Annotated in this window: 14 protein-coding genes; 8 read left to right on the plus strand and 6 right to left on the minus strand. The window is 39.8% G+C overall.

Translation table 11 applies throughout. The features are described from left to right. Nucleotides 1-13: 13 nt before the first annotated feature. A complete protein-coding gene (locus AO498_RS12475; protein WP_067548153.1) occupies nucleotides 14-1,048 on the minus strand; it encodes a SusE domain-containing protein in 1,035 nt (344 codons plus the stop codon). Nucleotides 1,049-1,383: 335 nt separating this feature from the next. On the opposite strand from AO498_RS12475, the gene AO498_RS12480 reads away from it, so the two are divergent. From AO498_RS12480 to AO498_RS12495, 4 genes are all read left to right on the plus strand, one after another. Next, the gene (locus AO498_RS12480) at nucleotides 1,384-2,412 is read left to right on the plus strand and encodes a LacI family DNA-binding transcriptional regulator (protein ID WP_067548156.1); all 1,029 of its coding nucleotides are present in this window, start codon (nucleotides 1,384-1,386) and stop codon (nucleotides 2,410-2,412) included. 183 nt (nucleotides 2,413-2,595) lie between these two features. Continuing rightward, nucleotides 2,596-5,034, plus strand: coding sequence for a glycoside hydrolase family 31 protein (locus tag AO498_RS12485; protein WP_067548159.1), 2,439 nt, complete (start codon nucleotides 2,596-2,598; stop codon nucleotides 5,032-5,034). Nucleotides 5,035-5,056: 22 nt separating this feature from the next. Next, nucleotides 5,057-6,382 carry an MFS transporter gene (locus AO498_RS12490; RefSeq protein ID WP_067548163.1) on the plus strand — a complete coding sequence of 442 codons (1,326 nt, stop codon included), beginning with the start codon at nucleotides 5,057-5,059 and terminating at the stop codon, nucleotides 6,380-6,382. A 68-nt stretch (nucleotides 6,383-6,450) separates the two neighbouring features. Continuing rightward, a complete protein-coding gene (locus AO498_RS12495) occupies nucleotides 6,451-7,323 on the plus strand; it encodes a type 2 periplasmic-binding domain-containing protein (protein ID WP_067548166.1) in 873 nt (290 codons plus the stop codon). Here the strand turns inward: AO498_RS12495 and AO498_RS12500 are convergent. The 5 genes from AO498_RS12500 to dnaG form a co-directional block, all read right to left on the minus strand. After that, on the minus strand, nucleotides 7,320-9,149 hold the full coding sequence (locus tag AO498_RS12500; protein ID WP_148660234.1) for an ATP-binding protein: 1,830 nt from the start codon (nucleotides 9,147-9,149) through the stop codon (nucleotides 7,320-7,322). The two genes, AO498_RS12495 and AO498_RS12500, sit on opposite strands and share 4 nt — an antisense overlap. A gap of 207 nt (nucleotides 9,150-9,356) precedes the next feature. Beyond that, nucleotides 9,357-10,139, minus strand: a complete 783-nt coding sequence (surE, locus tag AO498_RS12505; protein WP_067548172.1) for a 5'/3'-nucleotidase SurE — start codon at nucleotides 10,137-10,139, stop codon at nucleotides 9,357-9,359. A gap of 4 nt (nucleotides 10,140-10,143) precedes the next feature. Continuing rightward, nucleotides 10,144-10,779: a hypothetical protein gene (locus AO498_RS12510; protein WP_067548175.1), complete on the minus strand. Its 636-nt coding sequence runs from the start codon at nucleotides 10,777-10,779 to the stop codon at nucleotides 10,144-10,146. Between the two features lie 87 nt (nucleotides 10,780-10,866). Then, on the minus strand, nucleotides 10,867-12,078 hold the full coding sequence (locus AO498_RS12515; RefSeq protein WP_067548178.1) for a bifunctional 3,4-dihydroxy-2-butanone-4-phosphate synthase/GTP cyclohydrolase II: 1,212 nt from the start codon (nucleotides 12,076-12,078) through the stop codon (nucleotides 10,867-10,869). A gap of 89 nt (nucleotides 12,079-12,167) precedes the next feature. Beyond that, nucleotides 12,168-14,108, minus strand: a complete 1,941-nt coding sequence (dnaG, locus tag AO498_RS12520; protein WP_067548181.1) for a DNA primase — start codon at nucleotides 14,106-14,108, stop codon at nucleotides 12,168-12,170. Between the two features lie 163 nt (nucleotides 14,109-14,271). Here dnaG and AO498_RS12525 point away from each other — a divergent pair, with 163 nt between their 5' ends. The 4 genes from AO498_RS12525 (at nucleotide 14,272) to AO498_RS12540 (ending at nucleotide 19,557) form a co-directional block, all read left to right on the plus strand. Further along, nucleotides 14,272-15,366: an Mrp/NBP35 family ATP-binding protein gene (locus AO498_RS12525; protein WP_067550472.1), complete on the plus strand. Its 1,095-nt coding sequence runs from the start codon at nucleotides 14,272-14,274 to the stop codon at nucleotides 15,364-15,366. A 7-nt stretch (nucleotides 15,367-15,373) separates the two neighbouring features. After that, nucleotides 15,374-15,622 carry a NifU family protein gene (locus AO498_RS12530; protein ID WP_067548184.1) on the plus strand — a complete coding sequence of 83 codons (249 nt, stop codon included), beginning with the start codon at nucleotides 15,374-15,376 and terminating at the stop codon, nucleotides 15,620-15,622. Between the two features lie 15 nt (nucleotides 15,623-15,637). Then, nucleotides 15,638-18,676, plus strand: a complete 3,039-nt coding sequence (locus AO498_RS12535; RefSeq protein WP_102135893.1) for a T9SS-dependent choice-of-anchor J family protein — start codon at nucleotides 15,638-15,640, stop codon at nucleotides 18,674-18,676. A 125-nt stretch (nucleotides 18,677-18,801) separates the two neighbouring features. Then, complete coding sequence (locus AO498_RS12540) at nucleotides 18,802-19,557, plus strand: PASTA domain-containing protein (RefSeq protein ID WP_067548186.1); 756 nt, start codon at nucleotides 18,802-18,804, stop codon at nucleotides 19,555-19,557. Nucleotides 19,558-19,559 lie beyond the last annotated feature (2 nt).

Consider the following 19,559-nt stretch of genomic DNA (forward strand, 5'->3'; position numbering starts at 1 on the left):
AGCGGTTTACTGATTAATTTTTGGTGAGGGTGTAAGTCACTGCCTCTGCGCCAAAATTTAATGTAATAGTATAATTTCCATCAGCTGCAATGGCAATATTTGGTCCACCTCCAGTTAGTTCACCGTTACCTCCACCAAAGTTATTATCCCAGTTATTATTGGCTCTGAACTTAAATTCACCTGCTTTAAGATCTGTAGTGATTTTTAGTGAATTGGTAGTTTTATCAAACACATCCATTGGGGTATCTGTATCCCATCCACCTGCAGTTGCACTACCTACGATTCCCCATCTTTTTACTTCCCCGATAGTGTAGGTCTTAGCTGCTAGGTCTACATTCAATTCATAGGTTCCGTCAGCAGCAACTTTAAGGTTTGAACCGTCTCTTTCTAGAGAACCATCCGCACCATTGTCACCATAGTTAATATCCCAGCTATTGGTTTCATTCACTTTGAATTCTCTAGAACCACCCAAAATGTGCACATAACCTTTAAACTTGTTATCAAAGTTTACTGAATACAGCACAGTTGCCTCATTAGAAGGATCCCAGCCTTGGTAGTCACCAGGAACATACATTACAGGAAACGCAACTGTTGCATCATAAGGCGTTACCGTCAAAGTAAGAGTTTCACCATAAATTGGGTTTAATGGAAGGTTGATGGTAGCTTTCACTCTGAAATCAGCCTGACCTGCTACTCCAAATTCCAATCCTTTTCCTAAAAGTGCTTCATTCAATTCCGCCACATTCACGGAAATGATATTTGAATCCGACTCACCCAATGCCACTGGAGCCGCAAATTGAGCACCTGCTGCATCCACTTCCAAAATGTATCGAACTGTACCTGTGGTTCCGAAATCGGCAGCAGTTACGGTGAAATCAATAGAGTTTTCATCGGCTCCGTCCTTTTCCAAGACAATAGAAGTTCCTGCAGCAGGACTGCTGATGCTTGATCCAGTTTGAGGAATGATTGGAGGCATGTCATAAGGTTGACATCCCCAAATTACAGTAGCCATCAAGGCTACTCCGCTAAGTAAATTTCTGGTTTTCATTTACTAAATTGAGTTTAAGGTTATTTGAATAGTTATATTTTTTGTCAGCAAAATCAACTGTACTTCTTCATTTCACGAATTTTTTGAAGCGGAAATTGATAAACGATAACTCAACTTAATCGCGGTAAAAAGTCTTGTCAATACCCTAGGAATTCGATTTCATCAAAATTTTATTGCAGACGTTTGCGGTTTCGATTGCATTCAGAAAAAAAAAATTGCAGGTCAGAAAGAATTTAACTGATTATTGAAAAAAATCTTTTAAAATCGATTGCATAAAGGGTCTAAGCTATAGATTTACAACCCAAGTAACCCATCTTGGAAAATTTCAATTTTTCATGAAACTCGAACAAGCGACCATAAAAGATATTGCCCGGGAATTAAATGTCTCCTCTTCCACTGTATCAAGAGCATTGAAAGACTATCCGGGAATCAGCGACGAGACGAAGCGAAAAGTGAAAGAATTAGCTGATAAAATGAACTATCGGCCAAATGCTATCGCGCTATCGCTTCGTAAAAGCAGATCATTTACCATTGGCGTAATCATACCAGAAGTCGTTCACTTCTTCTTTTCAACTGTAATTTCAGGTATAGAGGAAATCGCTTTTTCGAGAGGATATAATGTCATCCTTACCCAAACCAATGAAAAGTTATCTAGAGAGATGAACAGCGTAGACACCATGCTCTCAAATCAGATTGACGGATTTTTGGTTAGCTATTCTAAAGAAACTTCTGACTTTAGCCACTTTACCAAATTGCTGGACAAAGGATTCCCGATAGTGTTTTTTGATCGTGTTCCAGACATTCCCCAAGCAATCAATGTTACTGTAGATGATTTTTCTGGTGCATACCAAGCCACCAAACATTTGATCGATCAAGGATATCGGAAAATCGTTCACTTGGCGGGTCCATCAAACCTTAAAATTTCAAAGGAACGAGAACGCGGCTATCGAGAGGCATTGAAAGACGCTGGAATCCCAATCAATCCATCCTTTATTGTCGAATGTACACATGGCACAAATGATGAAGCCTTTGAAATCACAAAAGAGATTTTCGCTGATTTCTCAGATAAACCTGATGCGTTTTTCGCCAATAACGACATGGCAGCAGTAGGTGCCATGATGGCTTGTAAATCTTTGGGTCTTCGAGTTCCTGAAGATGTAGGAATTGTCGGTTTCAGTAATTGGCAGTTTTGTTCGATCTTGGACCCTACCCTTTCTTCGGTTTCGCAACCAGGATTTAATATTGGAGCCAAAGCAACTGAACTGCTTTTAGACATCATCGAGAAAAAGATTTCCATTGAGGAAATTCATAACCCTGTGGTCTTGGAAACTGAACTTTTGATTCGAAAATCTTCGGTTCGATAAATAATTTTAATTTTTTGAAAAAATATTTGTGGAAAAATTGCAAACGATTGAATAGGCTTAATTTTTAAATCTTACGGGTTTTCAAAAATTGCTTTTCACAAAAACGCCTCTAAGGCCCAGAATAAGGGATTTTTATCATTCCAATTCGTTTCTATTTTAGCAGGTATCCTTCATTTTGTGACTATGGATTACCTCATTCAAGAAAATAAAAAACAGAGAAATTCCTCCAAAAATCAGCATTTAGGAAAGGTTAATTTTTGGGAGAAAAATGCGAATGGAATTTCTGGAAAAACCACAAATGGAAGTTTTAAGCTTTCCATTTTTAGAGAAGACATTATTCGGATTCAGGCAAGTCTTTTCAATGAATTTGAAACTAATCCGTATTCGGTAATCGCATCACCTCAACCTGTTGATTTTTCAGTCGCTGAAGAAGGTAACACCCTGTATCTCGAAACCTCTTTGATTTCGGTGCAGCTCCAGCTGGATTCTTTCAAATTGACGTTTTTCAATTCAAAGGGAAACCTGTTAAATGAGGATGATTCGCTTTCTGTCTCGTGGATCGGCACTGAGGTTTCGGCTTATAAATCTGTGCAAGAGGGAGAACGATACTTAGGACTAGGTGAAAAAACTGGAAATCTAGATCGTAAAGGGAAAGCCTTTACCAACTGGAACACTGATTTTTTTGCTTACGGAGTTGGAGATGATCCACTTTACATGAGTATTCCTTTTTACATCGGAACCCACGAAAAAGGTTCTTATGGAATCTTTTTTGACAATACGCATAAGACAGTTTTCAATTTTGGAGCGTCTACGAATCGATTCATTTATTTCAGTGCAGAAGACGGTGATTTAGATTACTATTTCATCCATAAGCCTAATATTTCAGAAATTATTTCCAGCTATACCTGGCTGACTGGCCGAATGCAAATGCCCCCAAAATGGGCCCTTGGTTTTCAGCAATGCCGATATTCCTATTATCCAGACACCGAGGTCTATGCGGTAGCTCAGGGATTTAGAGATAAGAAAATGCCAGCGGATGTTATCTATTTAGACATCCACCATATGGAAGGATACAAGGTTTTCACCTTTGATGGAGAGAAGTTTTCTGATCCTAAGGCCATGATCAAGAGGCTCAAAGAGAAGGGCTTTAAAGTAGTGGTGATTATGGATCCAGGAATTAAGACCCAATTAGGGTATTATCCTTATGAAGAAGGCCTTGAGCACGATCTTTTTGTCAAATACCCAGACGGTAAGGTTTATGAAGCGCAAGTATGGCCTGGATGGTGTGCTTTTCCAGACTTTACCAAAGAAGAGACACGTCGATGGTGGGCAGAAAAAATGGCATTCTACACGGAAGCTGGAGTAGATGGCTTTTGGACGGACATGAATGAACCTGCCTCTTGGGGACAATTCACACCAAACTTAATTGAGTTTGCTTACGATGGCGAAACGGCCTCACATCGAAAAGCTCGGAACATTTATGGCATGCAGATGGCGAGAAGTGCGCAGGAAGGATCTTTTCTTCAGGCACCTTCCAAGCGCCCATTTGTATTGACTCGATCGGGATTTTCTGGAATACAGCGATATGCTGCCGCTTGGACTGGAGACAATGTCGCCTCAGAAGAGCACATGATGGCAGGCATTAGATTGGTAAATTCGCTCGGAATGAGCGGGGTTGCTTTCTCAGGATATGATGTCGGAGGCTTTGCAGGTGAAGCTTCAAAAAGCCTTTTCGCTCGATGGATGAGCATTGGCGCTTTCGCTCCGTTTTATCGAGCTCATTCGATGATCAATAGCAATGACGCAGAACCGTGGGCATTTGGTGAAGAAGTGGAAGAAATCAGCAGAAACTACATTAAGCTCAGGTATCGTCTCCTTCCTACGCTTTATTCGAAGTTCTTTGACCGATGCCAAACTGGTCTTCCATTGGCTGAAAGCTTAGCGATCTCCTACCCTATGGAATCCAAAGTTTATGAATCAGCATTCCAAAACGAATATCTTTTCTGTGATGTCTTTTTGGTAGCACCTGTTGAAAGCACTAAAGAAATCACCAAGGTATTCTTGCCACAGGATGAATGGTATTACCTCTATTCAGATCAAAAATTGCAAGGTGATCAGGTAATCTACCAAGATTGTCCGCTGAATTACCTTCCAGTCTATGTAAAAGGAGGAAGCATTTTTGCCATGCAGTCGGATGTGTTCCATACGGACCAAAAACCAACTGGAACCTTAAATATCCATGTTTATAAAGGTGAAAAAGGAAGCACCTTTGTCCATTATGAGGACTCTGGAGATGGATTTGACTATCAAGTCGGAGAATATTTGAAGCGATCTATAAGCTATCTCCCAGAACTTAATGCAATGACTTTTGAAAAATCTGAAGGCTCCTATCCGAGTGATTTTTCCAAAATCAAAATTTATTTCCATGGCTTCACTTCCAAAGAAATCGAAGTAAATGGTGAACCTAGAGCTTTGAATTTTGAAAATTATGCGTTCTTGGAGCGATTAACTGAATTTGATCCATTACCAGAGCATAATCATCCATACTTTGAAATTGATTCGATTGGATTTGTGGAAATAGACCATACCCAGGAAGAAATCATTTTAAAAGGGCTAGTTTAAACCCTTAACCACCCAACCCAAAATGACCGGTACAAAAAGTAAACTTAGCTTCTGGCAAATCTGGAACATGAGCTTTGGATTTCTAGGAATCCAATTTGGATTTGCACTTCAGGGAGGATTTATGTCCCGTATTTTTCAAACCCTTGGAGCCGATAAAGACGCCATCCCTTTCCTTTGGATTGCTGCACCTTTGACAGGATTGTTGGTTCAGCCGATCGTCGGGTATTTAAGCGATCGAACTTGGCATCCCAAGTTTGGACGAAGAAAACCTTTCTTTTTTGTAGGAGCCGTTCTAAGTACAATTGCGCTATTCTTCGCACCCTATTCATCTGCCCTTTGGATGGCTGCGGGTGCCTTATGGATTTTGGACGCCTCGATCAATATTTCCATGGAGCCCTTTAGAGCTTTGGTAGCAGATAAATTACCTGATTCTCAGCGTTCATATGGCTTTGTAGTTCAAACATTAATCATTGGTATCGGAACCTGGATCGCGTCCAATTTACCATGGCTCATGACCCAACTCGGAGCATCCAATACAGCGGCCGAAGGAGTTGTGCCTGACTCGGTTAAATATGCGTTTGGAATTGGAGCATTTGTTCTCTTCTCATCCATACTTTATACGATATTAACTACGGATGAATATCCTCCCGAAAACCTCGAAGAATTTGAGAAAGAGAAAAAGGAACAAAAGGGTTTATTTTCTGGCTTTAATGAAATAGTAAAAAACATTGCAGGTATGCCTTCCGTGATGAAAAAATTGGGCGTGGTTCAATTTTTCTCCTGGTTTGCCTTTTTTACCATGTGGAGCTTTGCTACCCCCGCTATCACAGAGCATATTTTTGGAGCGACAGATCCAAGTTCTGAAGCCTACAATAATGCAGCCGATCGAGTTGGGAATTATCTAGGTACTTACGGTTTAGTGTCGATGTTTTATGCATTGATTCTTGCGTTTGTAGCTTCAAAGGTCAAGCTTAATCGCAGGCTACTTCACATGGGAAGTTTAATTGCTGGAGGAGTTGGGTTCATTCTAATTTACTTTATCCAAGAACCTTGGATGCTTCACATAAGCTTTTCATTAGTTGGAATCGCTTGGGCTAGTATTCTTTCCATGCCTTATGCCATGCTTTCAAGCTCAGTTGACCCCAAGCGGATGGGGGTTTACATGGGAATATTCAATATGTTTATCGTGATCCCTCAGATTGTAGCAGCTTTAGGTGGAGTTAACTTTCTTTATAAGGCAATTTTCGGTGAAGCTGTCATCAATACCATGCTTTTGGCGGGTACATTATTGATTTTGGCCGGATTTTCCAATCTCTTAATTACCGAAAGATCCGCCACTCATGACTAATGAATACCGGGCTTAAAATTCAGGTCAGCTTCCATAGCTGACCTTTTTATTTTTGTAAAAAATTACTCATGAAATCAATCCGAATTATAGGAGTTCCCGAGCATTTCAATTTCCCATTTCGTTTACTATTCCAAGAAAATAAACTTGTCGATAAAGGCCTAGAAATAAAATGGACCGAGGAATCGCGAGGATCAGGCCAAATGATTCAGGCCCTAAATTCGGGAGAGGCTGATCTTGCCATTTTACTCACAGAAAGTTTTTTTAAGGAAGCTGAGACTAACCCCAATCTCAAAATGATTGGATTTCATGTAGAGTCTCCTTTGGTTTGGGGTGTACACGTTGGCTCAAAACAACCATTTAAAGAGATCAAAAATGTTCCTGATCCTCATTTTTTGATAAGCAGAAAAGGATCAGGTTCACAATTAATGGCAAATGTATTGATCAAAGAGTCAAACTTTTCTTGGGATAAACCGGCCACATTTGAAGAAGTTGGTAACATGGACGGAGCAGCTAAGGCCATGGAATTAGGGAATTCAGGGATGTTCCTTTGGGAAAAGTACACGACCTCCCCCATGGTAAAAGCTGGAATAATGAATCGAATTGGGGAAGTAAAAAGTCCATGGCCGTGCTTTGTAATGGTTACCACAGAAAGGGCAATTACAGATTTTGAGCAGGAACTTCTCTTAGTCCGAGATGAAATTTATTCGATTTCAAAACAGCTAATTTCTGATCCACACCTTGCAGGTTTGATTTCTCAATCCTACCATTTGGATCCTATGGAAACCATCGAATGGCTCAGTCAAACAAAATGGGCGATCTCTCCGGCTATTTCAAAAAGTGAATTGGAGAAAATCGTTTCCAACCTGCAAGAGTTTGGAATCATTTCAAAACCACTAAATGCTGAAGATCACTTCGTAACAGGTAGCGCAATAATCAATTAATTGGAGGCCGGAATCTTGACGCAAAATCTTGTTCCATGATTAGGAACACTTTGGATATAAAGTTCTCCACCTATTTTTTTCACAAACTCTTTGACCAACTGAAGACCAAGTCCTGAACCTTTTTCCTTTTTGGTCCCTGGTGTAGATTTGGTTATGGAATATTCGTCCGAAAGGATCTTTTCAACTAATGCGGGATCCATACCTACTCCTTGATCCATTACGCACAGTTCAATGAACTTACCAACCTTTTCGGCAAAAATGGTTACTGCATCGCCTGGTTTGGAAAATTTTATTGAGTTATTCAAAATATTCCGGATGATGACATCGGCCAAATCTTGATCTGTATGGACCATCATATCCCCTGAGATTTGATTGAAAACGGTTAGTTTTTTATCAACGATAGCTGGATTGAGTAATGTGATCGAATTATCCACAGTGGCTTTCAAACTAAATGTAGAAGGATGCATGGAGAATCCATCCATCTGAGACATTGACCATTTGAGAATATTGTTGATCGTGAAATTGACCGAATTGATATCCTTTTGCAGAACATGAATCAAATCTAAAAACTCATTTTCATCCAATTGATCAGAGATCATCAAGTCAATCACCGATTTGACTTGGCCAATTGGTCCTCTCAAATCATGTCCAAGGATTGAAAAAAGCTTATTCTTAGTTTCATTGATTTCTCCTAATTCTCGAGACTGATTTTCTAGAATCTTATTTTGTTCTGCAATCTTATTTTGTTGAAGCTGTAAATCTTTATTCTTCGCTGATACTTTTCGATTTAGGAAATACATCCAAACCACCAAAAAAGAAATTAAGGCTACAGCAATCGAAATTAGAATGATATACTTTCTAGAAGTAGCCAAACGAAAGGATTGACTTTCATTTTGAGCCTTCAAAAGTTTCAATTCTGATTGTTGGAGATTTTGCTCAAACATTCCCTGTAATAATGCCAATCGATCTCGATTCGCTTTACTGTTTATGGAGTCATTAAGCAGTAAATAGGTATTTAAATGTTTATAAGCTTCAGATATCTTTCCTTGTTGCTCAAGTACCTTAGCTAAATGTTTATGACTAAGTGCTAATTCAGTCGGATAACCATTTGCAGCACATAATTCAATGGAATAGTCCAGGATTTCTTTGGCCTGACTGAGTTTATTGTCCAGTAAATAGGCATTTCCCAATCGATGCAAAATTCCAGTTTCAAAGGAAATGATTCCTTGTTGTCTGGCCATATCCAAAGATCGGTTATAAATAGCCTGAGCAGAATCATATTGACCTTTTGCCAAATACACATCTCCAATAACACGGTGCGCAAATGAAGTCAAATAAGGTGAGCCCGCATTTTCATTGAGTGAAACAGAAATACGAGCATAATACATGGCAGAATCCTGTTGACCAGATTGGGTAAAGTTGAGGGCAACGTTATTTAAGCTACGAATCTGAGTCTGTAAATCTTTAACCTTTGTTGCATACTCAAAGCCCTTCTTAAACTGTTCAATGGCTTTTGGAAAATTTTGCTGCTCATAATACAAGGCTCCCATATTATTCATTAATCGGGCTGCTTGAAGTGTATCCTCTGCGGATAAGGCAAAATCATAAGCCTTTGAAGCAAATTCAAACGCTTTTTGCCATTGGCTTTGTCTATAATATACCCAACTGATATTTTCATTTGCTCTACTTCGAGCAGATAAGTCATTCAAGGTGATGGCAATTGAATCAGCCTTGAACGACATCGCTAAGGTGGTGGGATGATCGCTTTCGCGAAGAGAAGTAGCCGTCAGATTTAAGTAGTCCACCAAATCCTTTCCTTTCTTCAAATTAAGCAAGGAAGAATCAGCCCCTAGAGACGATTGTCCAAGGGAAATAACACTTAAAAAACAAAATGAAACTAAAAACGAGACTTTTAAATACACAGGATGAGAGTGTACGGGTGATGAAATTTTTACAAATAAAAAAAACTTTTGACTTTTTATTGCACAGCCAAGGAAGGTTAAATCCAATAAAATGTACAGAAAATCAATTCTTTATTTCAGCTTCTCCCAATCCCAGTTTTTATTGATATGAGAAATGGAGTGATAGGCAGTGAGATCATATTGACAAGGCACAATACTGATGTAATTGTTAGCTATGGCCCATTCATCATTATCCTCCCCTTTATCGAAATTGACAAAGTTTCCAGCCATCCAAAAGTATTTCCTTCCTGTAGGATCAAATCGCTCAGCGAACTCTTCTTGCCATTTGGCATCCGCCTGACGACAAACTTTTATTCCTTTGATTGGTTCGTTTCGCTTGGGTGGAAAATTCACATTTAATGCCACCCCCTTGGATATTCCATTTTCCAGGACTTGACGAGCGATCTTTTCAACCCATTCTTCTACGTGCGAAAAATCTGCCTTTGATGAAAAGTCACAAAGACTAAAGCCAATCGATGGATACCCTTCCAAAGCTCCTTCAATTGCGGCAGACATCGTCCCGGAATATAATACTGAAATAGATGTATTTGAGCCGTGATTGATCCCACTTACCACCAAATCAGGAGTCCGATCTTTTAGAACATAATGTTTAGCTAGTTTGACACAGTCAGCAGGCGTTCCGCTTGATTTGTAGGCCAAAACATCTTCAAAAATTTCCTCCTCGGTTAATCTGAGCGTTTCTCCTATCGTGATAGCATGACCCATTCCGGACTGAGGACTATCAGGTGCGACGACTACCACATCGCCTATTTTTTTCATTACGGAAACTAAAACACGGATTCCTTTGGAGGTAATTCCATCGTCATTAGAGACGAGGATAAGCGGTTTTGACATAAAATCAGTTTTTCAATTCGTTGTAGTAGGCAGTGATTCGAAGCAAATCACCTCTTCTATCATGCTCCAGTCGATTTTTTCTCATGAAGAGATTGATTTCGTCCTCATAGCCAGGAAGCATGGTAAAAAGATCTTTCTTTTTTAGACTGTATTTCTCCAATCTACCGTCTTTAAAAAAGTAATAATTGAAGGCCAATCGATAACCCGAAAATGAAGCAGGTCCCCAAAGTGGGTTCATCATCATTCCTCCTCCCCAATTATTCATTCCTCTGTTATCGGTAGCAATATATTCCCGACAAAGCAAAGCAATATTTTCACCTTGAGTCAATATTTCAAAGAAAGTAGGAACCTCATAATTGCTATTGATTGCGTAAGGAAGGCTGTAGAATTTTCTAATCCCTCCATAGGTTTCATCAAAAATCTCAAAGCTTTCTACGTTTGACGCAGTATAGGTAGTGACTGTTTCGGTTTGCAATTGAACCAAATTATTCTCTAGGTCATACTTCACTAATCCAGAAACAGTGGCACCTTCTGCTAGCACAATATTCCCTTTGTGCCACATTTGAGAAGGAAATTGATTTTGAGCCCATACTGCGAGACTCAGCATCACAAAAGTCAGGGTGATTAGTGCCTTTTTCATGGTCGTTCTGTTTGTGTTTACTCTACGACTTTGGACGAATAGAAGTTAGGTATTGCTACCGCTTCTTTTTCAATACTTCAACCTAGTTTATTTGAGAATATTGTGTCCCATTTTATCCCTTTTGGTCTTAAGGTATTTTTCATTGTGTGGATTAGGTCGGATTTCAATCGGAACTTGTTCCACTATCTCCAATCCGTAGCCTAAAAGTCCAACACGCTTTTGAGGATTATTCGAAATCAATCGAATCTTGCTCACTTCCAAATCTCTTAAAATCTGAGCACCTACTCCATAATCTCGTCCATCCATCGGAAATCCAAGCGCAAGGTTAGCTTGGACCGTATCCATCCCTTGCTCTTGAAGCTTGTAAGCTTTTAGTTTATTGATCAAACCAATCCCTCTCCCCTCCTGATTCATGTATAGGACGATGCCCTTACCTTCTTTTTCAACCATTTCCATGGCTGCATGAAGCTGAGGACCGCAATCACATCTACAAGAACCAAAAATATCACCTGTCACACAAGAAGAATGGACTCGAACCAAAACTGGCTCGTCTTTCTCCCAAGTTCCTTTGATCAAGGCAAGATGAATTTCTTGAGTATTGGTTTGTCTGAAGGCAATCAAGTCAAACTCTCCCAAATTGGTTGGCATTTCTACCCCAATTTCGCGCTTGATCAAAGACTCGTTTTTGAGTCGATAAGCGATCAAATCTTTAATTGAAACAAGTTTTAGATTAAATCGCTCTGCCACCTTAACCAAGTCTGGGAGTCTTGCCATCGTCCCATCCTCATTCATAATTTCTACAAGAACTCCTGCAGGAGACAATCCCGCCAATCGTGCAAAATCAATCGCGGCTTCGGTATGACCAGCTCTACGAATGACTCCCCCTCTTTTAGCTTTCAAAGGAAAAATATGTCCAGGCTTTCCAAGTTCACTTGGATGAATGGAATCATCGATTAGTGCTTGGATGGTTTTTGCGCGATCAGAAGCTGAAATACCCGTGGTACAACCATGACCGATCAAGTCTACTGAAACAGTAAATGGAGTTTCAAAGGCGGCTGTATTGTTTCCAACCATCAATTCAAGTCCAAGCGCTTCACAGCGATCTTCGATCAAAGGCGCACAAATTAAACCCCTTCCATGAGTCGCCATGAAATTAATGATCTCGGGAGTGACCTTCTCTGCGGCACATACAAAATCACCTTCATTTTCACGGTCTTCATCGTCCACCACAATAATCACCTCGCCATTTTTGATAGCTTCGATTGCGTCTTCGATGGGATCTAATTGATATTTTTCCACAGGGATTGAATTTGAATACTGTTAAATCGGAAAGACAAAGTTAATCGCTTTCCAATCTTAAACAGATCGAGACCAAAGAAAGTTTGGCTTTAACCAATGACAATTCCAAGCTCTTTATCAATCTCGACTTGGACCTTCTTGAGTTCAAAATAAATCTGCTGAAGTTCAAAAACTCCTTCCTCTCCTACTTTCTCTTGTTCAGCCAGCTTCAACTTTTGCTTGGTATCCTCCATCATTTTTTGCACCATTCGCCGCTTCAATCTCAAAATGGATTTGTAAACGGTTTGAGTCAAATCATCAGACTCCTTATTGATAAAAATTTGGTGCTTGTCATGCCAATAATTAGAAATCTCGTAACGAGGAGTAATCAACCCAATGATCTCCTGTTTTATTTCAGCATCACCCGTTTCTAAAAAATATTCATAAGTCGGCACTTCACCATGACTGAGTTTGGTGCGATAAGTAGACCAGATCTTTCGGTAAATCGGGGTGCGAAACTCAATCTCCTCAGTTTCATCTAGTAAATATTGCCCAAGGTGAAGCCCGTCTTGATCAAGTTTTTCCCAACCATAATTAATCAAGAGCCTCACCATTTCCTTTTCTTGAATGAGTAAGGCCTCATCCATTGATAATTCTACCGGAGCTATCGGCAGTAACTCTTCCAGCTTTTGTTCGTCTTCGGCCTCCTGTTTGGCTCGTTGAAATTGATCTTTCTGAACTTTTAAAAGTGCTTTATTTAATTCAGAATGGATAATTTCTTCTTCAATCGAGAGAAGGCCAGACGCTTCTTTTGCATAAACAGACCGAATAATCGGATCCGGAATTTTTCCAATGCTTTGAACTACCTCCCGGATAAGTTCTGCCTTTCTGATCGGGTCTCGTTGAATTTCATCTTGATACAAGCCAATCTTAAATCCTATAAAATCTCGACTATTTGCCTCCAAATAATCTTGAAAAGCCTGCGTACCAACTTTCTGAGAAAAGGAATCTGGGTCTTCTCCATCCGGGAATACGACTGCCTTAACCAAAAGTCCACCTTCAAGTAGTAAATCTATACCCCGAAGTGAAGCTTTGATTCCAGCATTATCCCCATCATACAAGACAGTAACGTGATTGGTAAATCGCTTGATGAGTTTGATTTGACCTTCCGTCAACGATGTTCCAGAAGAAGCTACCACATTTTCAATTCCTGATAGATGAAGGGAAATCACATCAGTATATCCTTCAACCAGATAGCAATTATCCTTATCCCGAATCGCCTTCTTCGCCTGAAACATTCCGTAGAGCACATCACTTTTGTGATAAATTGGTGTCTCTGGAGAATTGATGTATTTCGGTTGGTTTTTATCCTTGGTTAGAATTCTAGCACCAAAACCAATCGGTCTACCACTGACATTGTGGATAGTAAAGGTGACACGATTTCTAAATCGATCATAAAGTCGAGTTGGGTCCCCTTCTTTTTGAAGAATTAACCCAGATTTCAGAAGTATATCTTCTTGAAAACCTGACTCTTTAGCTGCCTTAAGTAAATGATCCCATCCATCAAGTGCATATCCTAAATCAAACTTTTCAATGATGGATGGAGTAAATCCACGCTCTTTGAAATAGGATAAGCCAATCGATTTACCCTCTTCAGTTTTTAAATTTTTAACAAAAAAGTCTTTAGCAAAATTTAATGCGATAAATAGGCTTTCCCGCTCTCCTTGCTCCTGAAGTTGTGCTGGAGTTTGCTCTTCTTCTTCCTCGATTTCAATTCCATACTTTTTGGCCAAATGCCGAATAGCTTCCGCAAATCCAATCCCTTCGATATCCATTACAAATTGAATGGGATCTCCAGCTTTTCCGCAGCCAAAGCACTTGTAAATTTGTTTTGCAGGAGAGATTGAAAAAGAAGGTGTTTTTTCTCCGTGAAAAGGACAGCAGGCCCACATGTTTTGACCTTTCTTTTTTAGAGGCACATAGTCTCCTACCACTTCCACGATATCCGCGCGCTCTTTTACTTTGTCTGTGGTCAGTTTGCTGATACTCATAATGGGGCTTAAAGCAACAAATTAAAGAGAAAGAATTTACCTAAGCCAAAAAGGGTTGGGAGAAACTATTTTTCAAGAGGTAAGGTTTCCATTTTTAGGAAGTCAAATACGGGTTTTTAAACCCGCATTCTTCACCTATCTTGCGCAAAATTCGAATTACCTCATGCAATTGACGGAAGAATCCATCAAAAAAACGCTCTCAAGAGTTCAAGATCCAGATATCAAAAGAGACCTTGTCTCCCTTGGGATGATCCAGAAAATCTCAATTGACGGAAAAAAAGTAAGTTTTCAAGTAGTCCTGACAACCCCTGCTTGCCCTTTAAAGGAAGTAATTAAAAACAATTGCTTAGAGGCATTGGAAGAGGACCATGGAGCGGATTGGGAATGGGATATTACAATGACCTCGCAGGTGACAACCGTTCGAGATGCAACGCCGATTTTACCAGAAGTAAAAAATATTATTGCGATCGCATCAGGAAAAGGCGGTGTTGGAAAATCAACCACTTCAGCAAATTTAGCAGTGGCCTTGGCTCAAATGGGAGCTAAAGTTGGACTAATCGACGCTGATATATCTGGTCCTTCCATTCCTACAATGTTCAATGTAGAGGCAGAGCAACCCACGGTAAAAAGAGTTGGTGAAAAAAACATCATAATTCCAATTACCCAATATGGAGTAAAATTGATGTCAATTGGATTTTTGACACCTGCAGATAGTGCTGTGGTATGGAGAGGTCCAATGGCAAGTTCAGCTTTGAGACAATTTATTTCCGATGTAGAATGGGGTGAGTTAGATTATTTATTGATCGATCTTCCTCCAGGGACATCCGATATCCACTTGACTATGGTACAAACTGTACCAGTTACTGGAGCAGTAATTGTAACAACACCGCAAAAGATAGCCTTAGCAGATGCGAATAAAGGTTTATCTATGTTCAGACAGCCTCAAATTAACGTTCCTGTGCTAGGTGTTATTGAAAATATGGCTTATTTTACGCCAGACGAATTGCCTGAGAATAAATATTACCTTTTCGGAAAAGAAGGTGGAAAAAGATTAGCCGAAAAATATGATGTTCCGTTTTTAGGTGAGTTACCTATTGTACAGAGCATTCGTGAAAGTGGAGACAGCGGATATCCTGCTGTTTTGAAAAAAGGAATTACACAAGAAGCCTATTTATCGCTTGCGGAGTCTGTAGCCAGACAAATCGCAATCAGAAATGCAGCTATGGATAAAACATCAATTGTAGAAGTTAAAGCATAATTAATAGATGGAAGCAGGACTTAGAGAAAAAATTGAATTTGCCTTGGACACCATACGACCCTATTTGGAAGCAGATGGTGGAAATGTACGGATTGTTGAATTGACGGATGATTTTGTTCTAAAACTTGAATTGGTGGGTAACTGCGGTTCTTGCCCAATGTCTTCCATGACCTTAAAAGCAGGTGTGGAAGAGGCCATCAAAAGGGCCATCCCCGAAATTGTTCGGGTAGAAGCTGTCAATTTGACCATGGCCTGATCGAGATCCTTTCTAATGAGAAATTTTACCGTATTTTCAGTACGATTCCCCCTGATTTTCGGGGGGTTATTGCTTTTATATAGTGGATTGTTCGCCCAGCAATTCCAATTAAACACGATCTCTACCAAATCCTCCAATTCACCTCTTTCTCCAGAACAGTGTGGCCAAAAAGCCATTGAATTAATCATGGAAAAAGAAATGGGGTATTTTGGTACTCCAGACTTTTTTGAGGATTGGATGAATCAAAAAATCCAAGAACGAGGAGCAAAGCCTGAATTATTCAGAACTCAAAATGAGCGAAGGGTCATCCCAGTTGTCGTTCATATTATTCACAATGGAACATCATTGGGATCTGGTGCAAACATCCCAGATTCTCAAATTTTTGAGCAAATCCGAATTTTAAACGAGGACTTCAGAAGACTTAATGCAGACGCAGTTAATACTCCACTGGAATTTCAACCTGTTGCTGGAGATGCTAACATTGAATTTGTTTTAGCCAAGCAAGATCCCAATGGCTTACCAACCACTGGAATTGTGCGACTTCAAGGATCAAAGACCGTTTATAGCCCTGACGATGGGGTTTTGATTGGTCAACTATCACAATGGAACCCACAAGAATACCTCAATATTTGGGTTCTACCTTTGGTCCAACCTTATATTGGTTATGCATCCTTTCCTGTATCAGACCTTCCCGGATTGAATTTTTCTCCTGTGCCGGCTATCATGGATGGAGTGACCATAGATTATAGATTTTTCGGTAAGGGTGGAAATGCCTCTTCTGCTTCTTTAGGAAGAACTGCCACACATGAAGTAGGTCACTTCTTAGGTCTTAGACACATTTGGGGTGATGGCGGATGTGGAGTGGATGACTTTGTGAGCGACACTCCTCTTCAGGATGCTTCAAATACCTCCTGTACAGCTAATCTTACTCGCTTCTCTTGCGGGGTAAGCAATATGGTTCAAAACTACATGGACTATACGCCCGATCCTTGCATGAACTTGTTTACTAAAGGCCAAATCGAACGATTCGACGTGGTTTTAGCAAATAGTCCTAGACGGGTAACCTTAGTAAATAACCGTGCAACTCAAGCACCGATTCTAACCGATTTGGACTTGGCTATTTCCAGAATCATTGAACCTGGAGAAGCTCTTTGTGCACAAACTATTATTCCAAAAGTTGAAGTACAGAATGCTGGATCTACGGCAATTAGCTCTGCACGAATTGAATTTAGAGTTAACAATCAACTGATTGAAAGCAAAAGATTTACGCTCAATTTGAGTACTGGCCAATCTTCTATTTTAAGTTTCAAAGAGTTTACTGCACCCATAGGATCAAACAGCTACACATTTCAAATTATCCAAGTAAATGATCGTAGTGATGATGTGATCAATAATAATTCCCAATCATCTACCCCTGTTTTCCAAAACGCTGTCAATCTTCCATATCAATTCAACTTCAATTCTTTCCCCGATGGATGGATTATTGTAAATCCTGATAAGTCATTCACTTGGGAAAAAACCTCCTTGACGATAGACGGTCAAAATCAACCTGCATTTTTCATCAGACACTATGAATATGAAGGCCCCGGCCAGTTGGATTATATCATTTCCCCGCAAATCGATTTAAGCCAATATCCAAATGCTCAATTGGTTTTTGAAGTGGCTCATGGACCTTATAATCAAAATGGCTTCCAGGACGAATTAATGATCGCAGTAGGCCAAGGATGCAGTGACGAATTTGATTTGGTTAATCCACCCTATGTAAAATCTGGGGCTAGATTAGAAACCTCCTCTGCCACACTTGATGAATTTATCCCAACTTCAAGCGCTCAGTTTAGAACTGAATTAGTTAATCTAAATCAGTTTGCCGATTTGGGGGCAATCCGACTTGCCTTTATAACCAAAAATGCATTCGGAAATAACATCTATATCAAAAACATTCGAATCCTCCCTCAGGAAGAGTTCAATTATGATTTAAGAGTAGAATCTCTGGTAACACCAAATCCAATTAGCTCTGGAAACCATGAATCTGAAATCATTCGAATAAAAAATACAGGCAATCTTCCTGTTTCAAGATTCCTATTCCTAAGAACAACCAATAACTCCTCAACTCAAACCTATTTAGCATCGGGAGCCACTATTGCACCAGGAGAATCCATGAATCTCTCGCTAAATAACTCTACCTCTGAAGGTAAAAACAACCTGAAATATGGAATTTCAGAACCTAATTTTGATCAAAATGGGGATAATGGGGAAGTTTTCGAACAGTATAATCTAGAGTCTACCGAAACCATTGAAGTTCCTTTCCGAAACCGTTTTGATGCAACACCAAGTATAAGTCCTTGGAGTACTATCAATCCTCAATCAGACCAAATAGCTTGGGTTATTAAGCCTAAATCAGGCGTAACGGGTGACAATCTAGCCGTGTTAGAATCGCCTCAAAACGGCAAATCCTATTGGCTTGGATCTCCTGTCTTTAATTTAAAATCAAGCAGCCAAGCCAGTGTGTTCTTTGACCTCTCCGCAGGACAAGTTTCTGCAAGTTCAACCTTAAAAGTATTGGCAAGTGCTAATGAAGGGGAAACCTACGAGGAAGTATGGACTAGAACAGGTGCTGCTCTCTCCAGCAGTTCAGGGGAATTCGTAAGGAATTATATTGATCTTAGTTCTTATGCAGGATCAGATTCAGAGGGTACTGTTCGCCTGGCATTTGTCTTTGAATCAAATGGAAACAACGACTCTCCTATTTACCTAGATAATATTGAGCTATTCCTTAGAGCCGATCCCAATCCGGTTATTCCCGATGAAGGAAGGACTGTGGTCTATCCAAACCCCGCCAGAGAATTCGTCAACATAGCATTTAATCTTCCTACGCGTGAAAATGTGACCATTCGAATTATTTCTGCTACGGGAGCGGTAGTTCAGGAATTGAATTATCCAGGCACTCTGAACCAAACCTATACTTTCAGTACGGCTTTATTTAGAAGCGGGCTTTATGTAATTCAAATCACTGGTCCAACCCAAAGTGAGATCAAGCGCGTGTTTATTAATTGATCTTAAAATCAGCCGAAATCGGGATTTCGGCTGATTTTTTGTATTTAAAGGAAATAAGATTAAGCCATTTTTAGGATGAGTTCCTCAAAAAAGGGCCTTATATTTAATCAGCTTTATTTCTATCCATGAGTTCATTTACCTACAGCTTAAGAAAAATAGTCATTAACCTGCTGATCGTTTTCGGCTTATCGATAATACTCGGTTTTTTATTTTTAAAAGTTTACCTCCCCACCTACACCAATCACGGAGAGACTGTTTCTGTACCTGACTTATCTGGATACACATTTGAAGAAGCTACCGATTTGTTAGACAACTCAGGATTACAATTTGCGATCTCACCTGATTCGGGCTATAGTACGGAGCATCCTGCTTTAGCGATTTTAAAACAAATTCCTGAATCTGGTGCATTAGTGAAAAGTGGCCGTAGAATTTACCTTACCCTAAATGCTCGTAATGCCCCAATCATCAAAATGCCTAACCTGGTTAATATCCAACTGAAAAATGTTCAGGAGATGCTGGCAAATTTGGGGCTTGAAAGAGGTGATATTATTTATGTTCCTGATATTGGAATCAACGTGGTACTTGAGCAACGATATCGAGGTGTAGCTATTCCTGAGGGTTTTGAAATACCAAAAGGGGCTAGAATCGATCTTGTAGTTGGGGATGGAATGGGAAATCAAATCTTGAAAGTTCCCAATCTAATTGGACTACCTGAAGAAGAAGCTGAGTTTTTGATTTTGGGTTCTGGATTACGGATAGGTGCAAAAAATTATGCGTCAGTAGACTCTGTAGCAGTGGGACAAGTTATACTTCAGGTTCCAGAATCTGGATCAGATGTTCGTACCGGAGATATGATTGATATTTGGATTTCTAAAAATTAATC

Origin of the sequence: Algoriphagus sanaruensis (genome assembly GCF_001593605.1) — a bacterium.
Lineage (GTDB): Bacteria > Bacteroidota > Bacteroidia > Cytophagales > Cyclobacteriaceae > Algoriphagus > Algoriphagus sanaruensis.

Bases quoted from the DNA above. Each gene is read 5' to 3' on its own strand.
- AO498_RS12475 (WP_067548153.1), bottom strand. From the start codon at position 1,048: ATGAAAACCAGAAATTTACTTAGCGGAGTAGCCTTGATGGCTACTGTA.
- AO498_RS12480 (WP_067548156.1), top strand. From the start codon at position 1,384: ATGAAACTCGAACAAGCGACCATAAAAGATATTGCCCGGGAATTAAAT.
- AO498_RS12485 (WP_067548159.1), top strand. From the start codon at position 2,596: ATGGATTACCTCATTCAAGAAAATAAAAAACAGAGAAATTCCTCCAAA.
- AO498_RS12490 (WP_067548163.1), top strand. From the start codon at position 5,057: ATGACCGGTACAAAAAGTAAACTTAGCTTCTGGCAAATCTGGAACATG.
- AO498_RS12495 (WP_067548166.1), top strand. From the start codon at position 6,451: ATGAAATCAATCCGAATTATAGGAGTTCCCGAGCATTTCAATTTCCCA.
- surE (WP_067548172.1), bottom strand. From the start codon at position 10,139: ATGTCAAAACCGCTTATCCTCGTCTCTAATGACGATGGAATTACCTCC.
- AO498_RS12510 (WP_067548175.1), bottom strand. From the start codon at position 10,779: ATGAAAAAGGCACTAATCACCCTGACTTTTGTGATGCTGAGTCTCGCA.
- dnaG (WP_067548181.1), bottom strand. From the start codon at position 14,108: ATGAGTATCAGCAAACTGACCACAGACAAAGTAAAAGAGCGCGCGGAT.
- AO498_RS12525 (WP_067550472.1), top strand. From the start codon at position 14,272: ATGCAATTGACGGAAGAATCCATCAAAAAAACGCTCTCAAGAGTTCAA.
- AO498_RS12530 (WP_067548184.1), top strand. From the start codon at position 15,374: ATGGAAGCAGGACTTAGAGAAAAAATTGAATTTGCCTTGGACACCATA.
- AO498_RS12535 (WP_102135893.1), top strand. From the start codon at position 15,638: ATGAGAAATTTTACCGTATTTTCAGTACGATTCCCCCTGATTTTCGGG.
- AO498_RS12540 (WP_067548186.1), top strand. From the start codon at position 18,802: ATGAGTTCATTTACCTACAGCTTAAGAAAAATAGTCATTAACCTGCTG.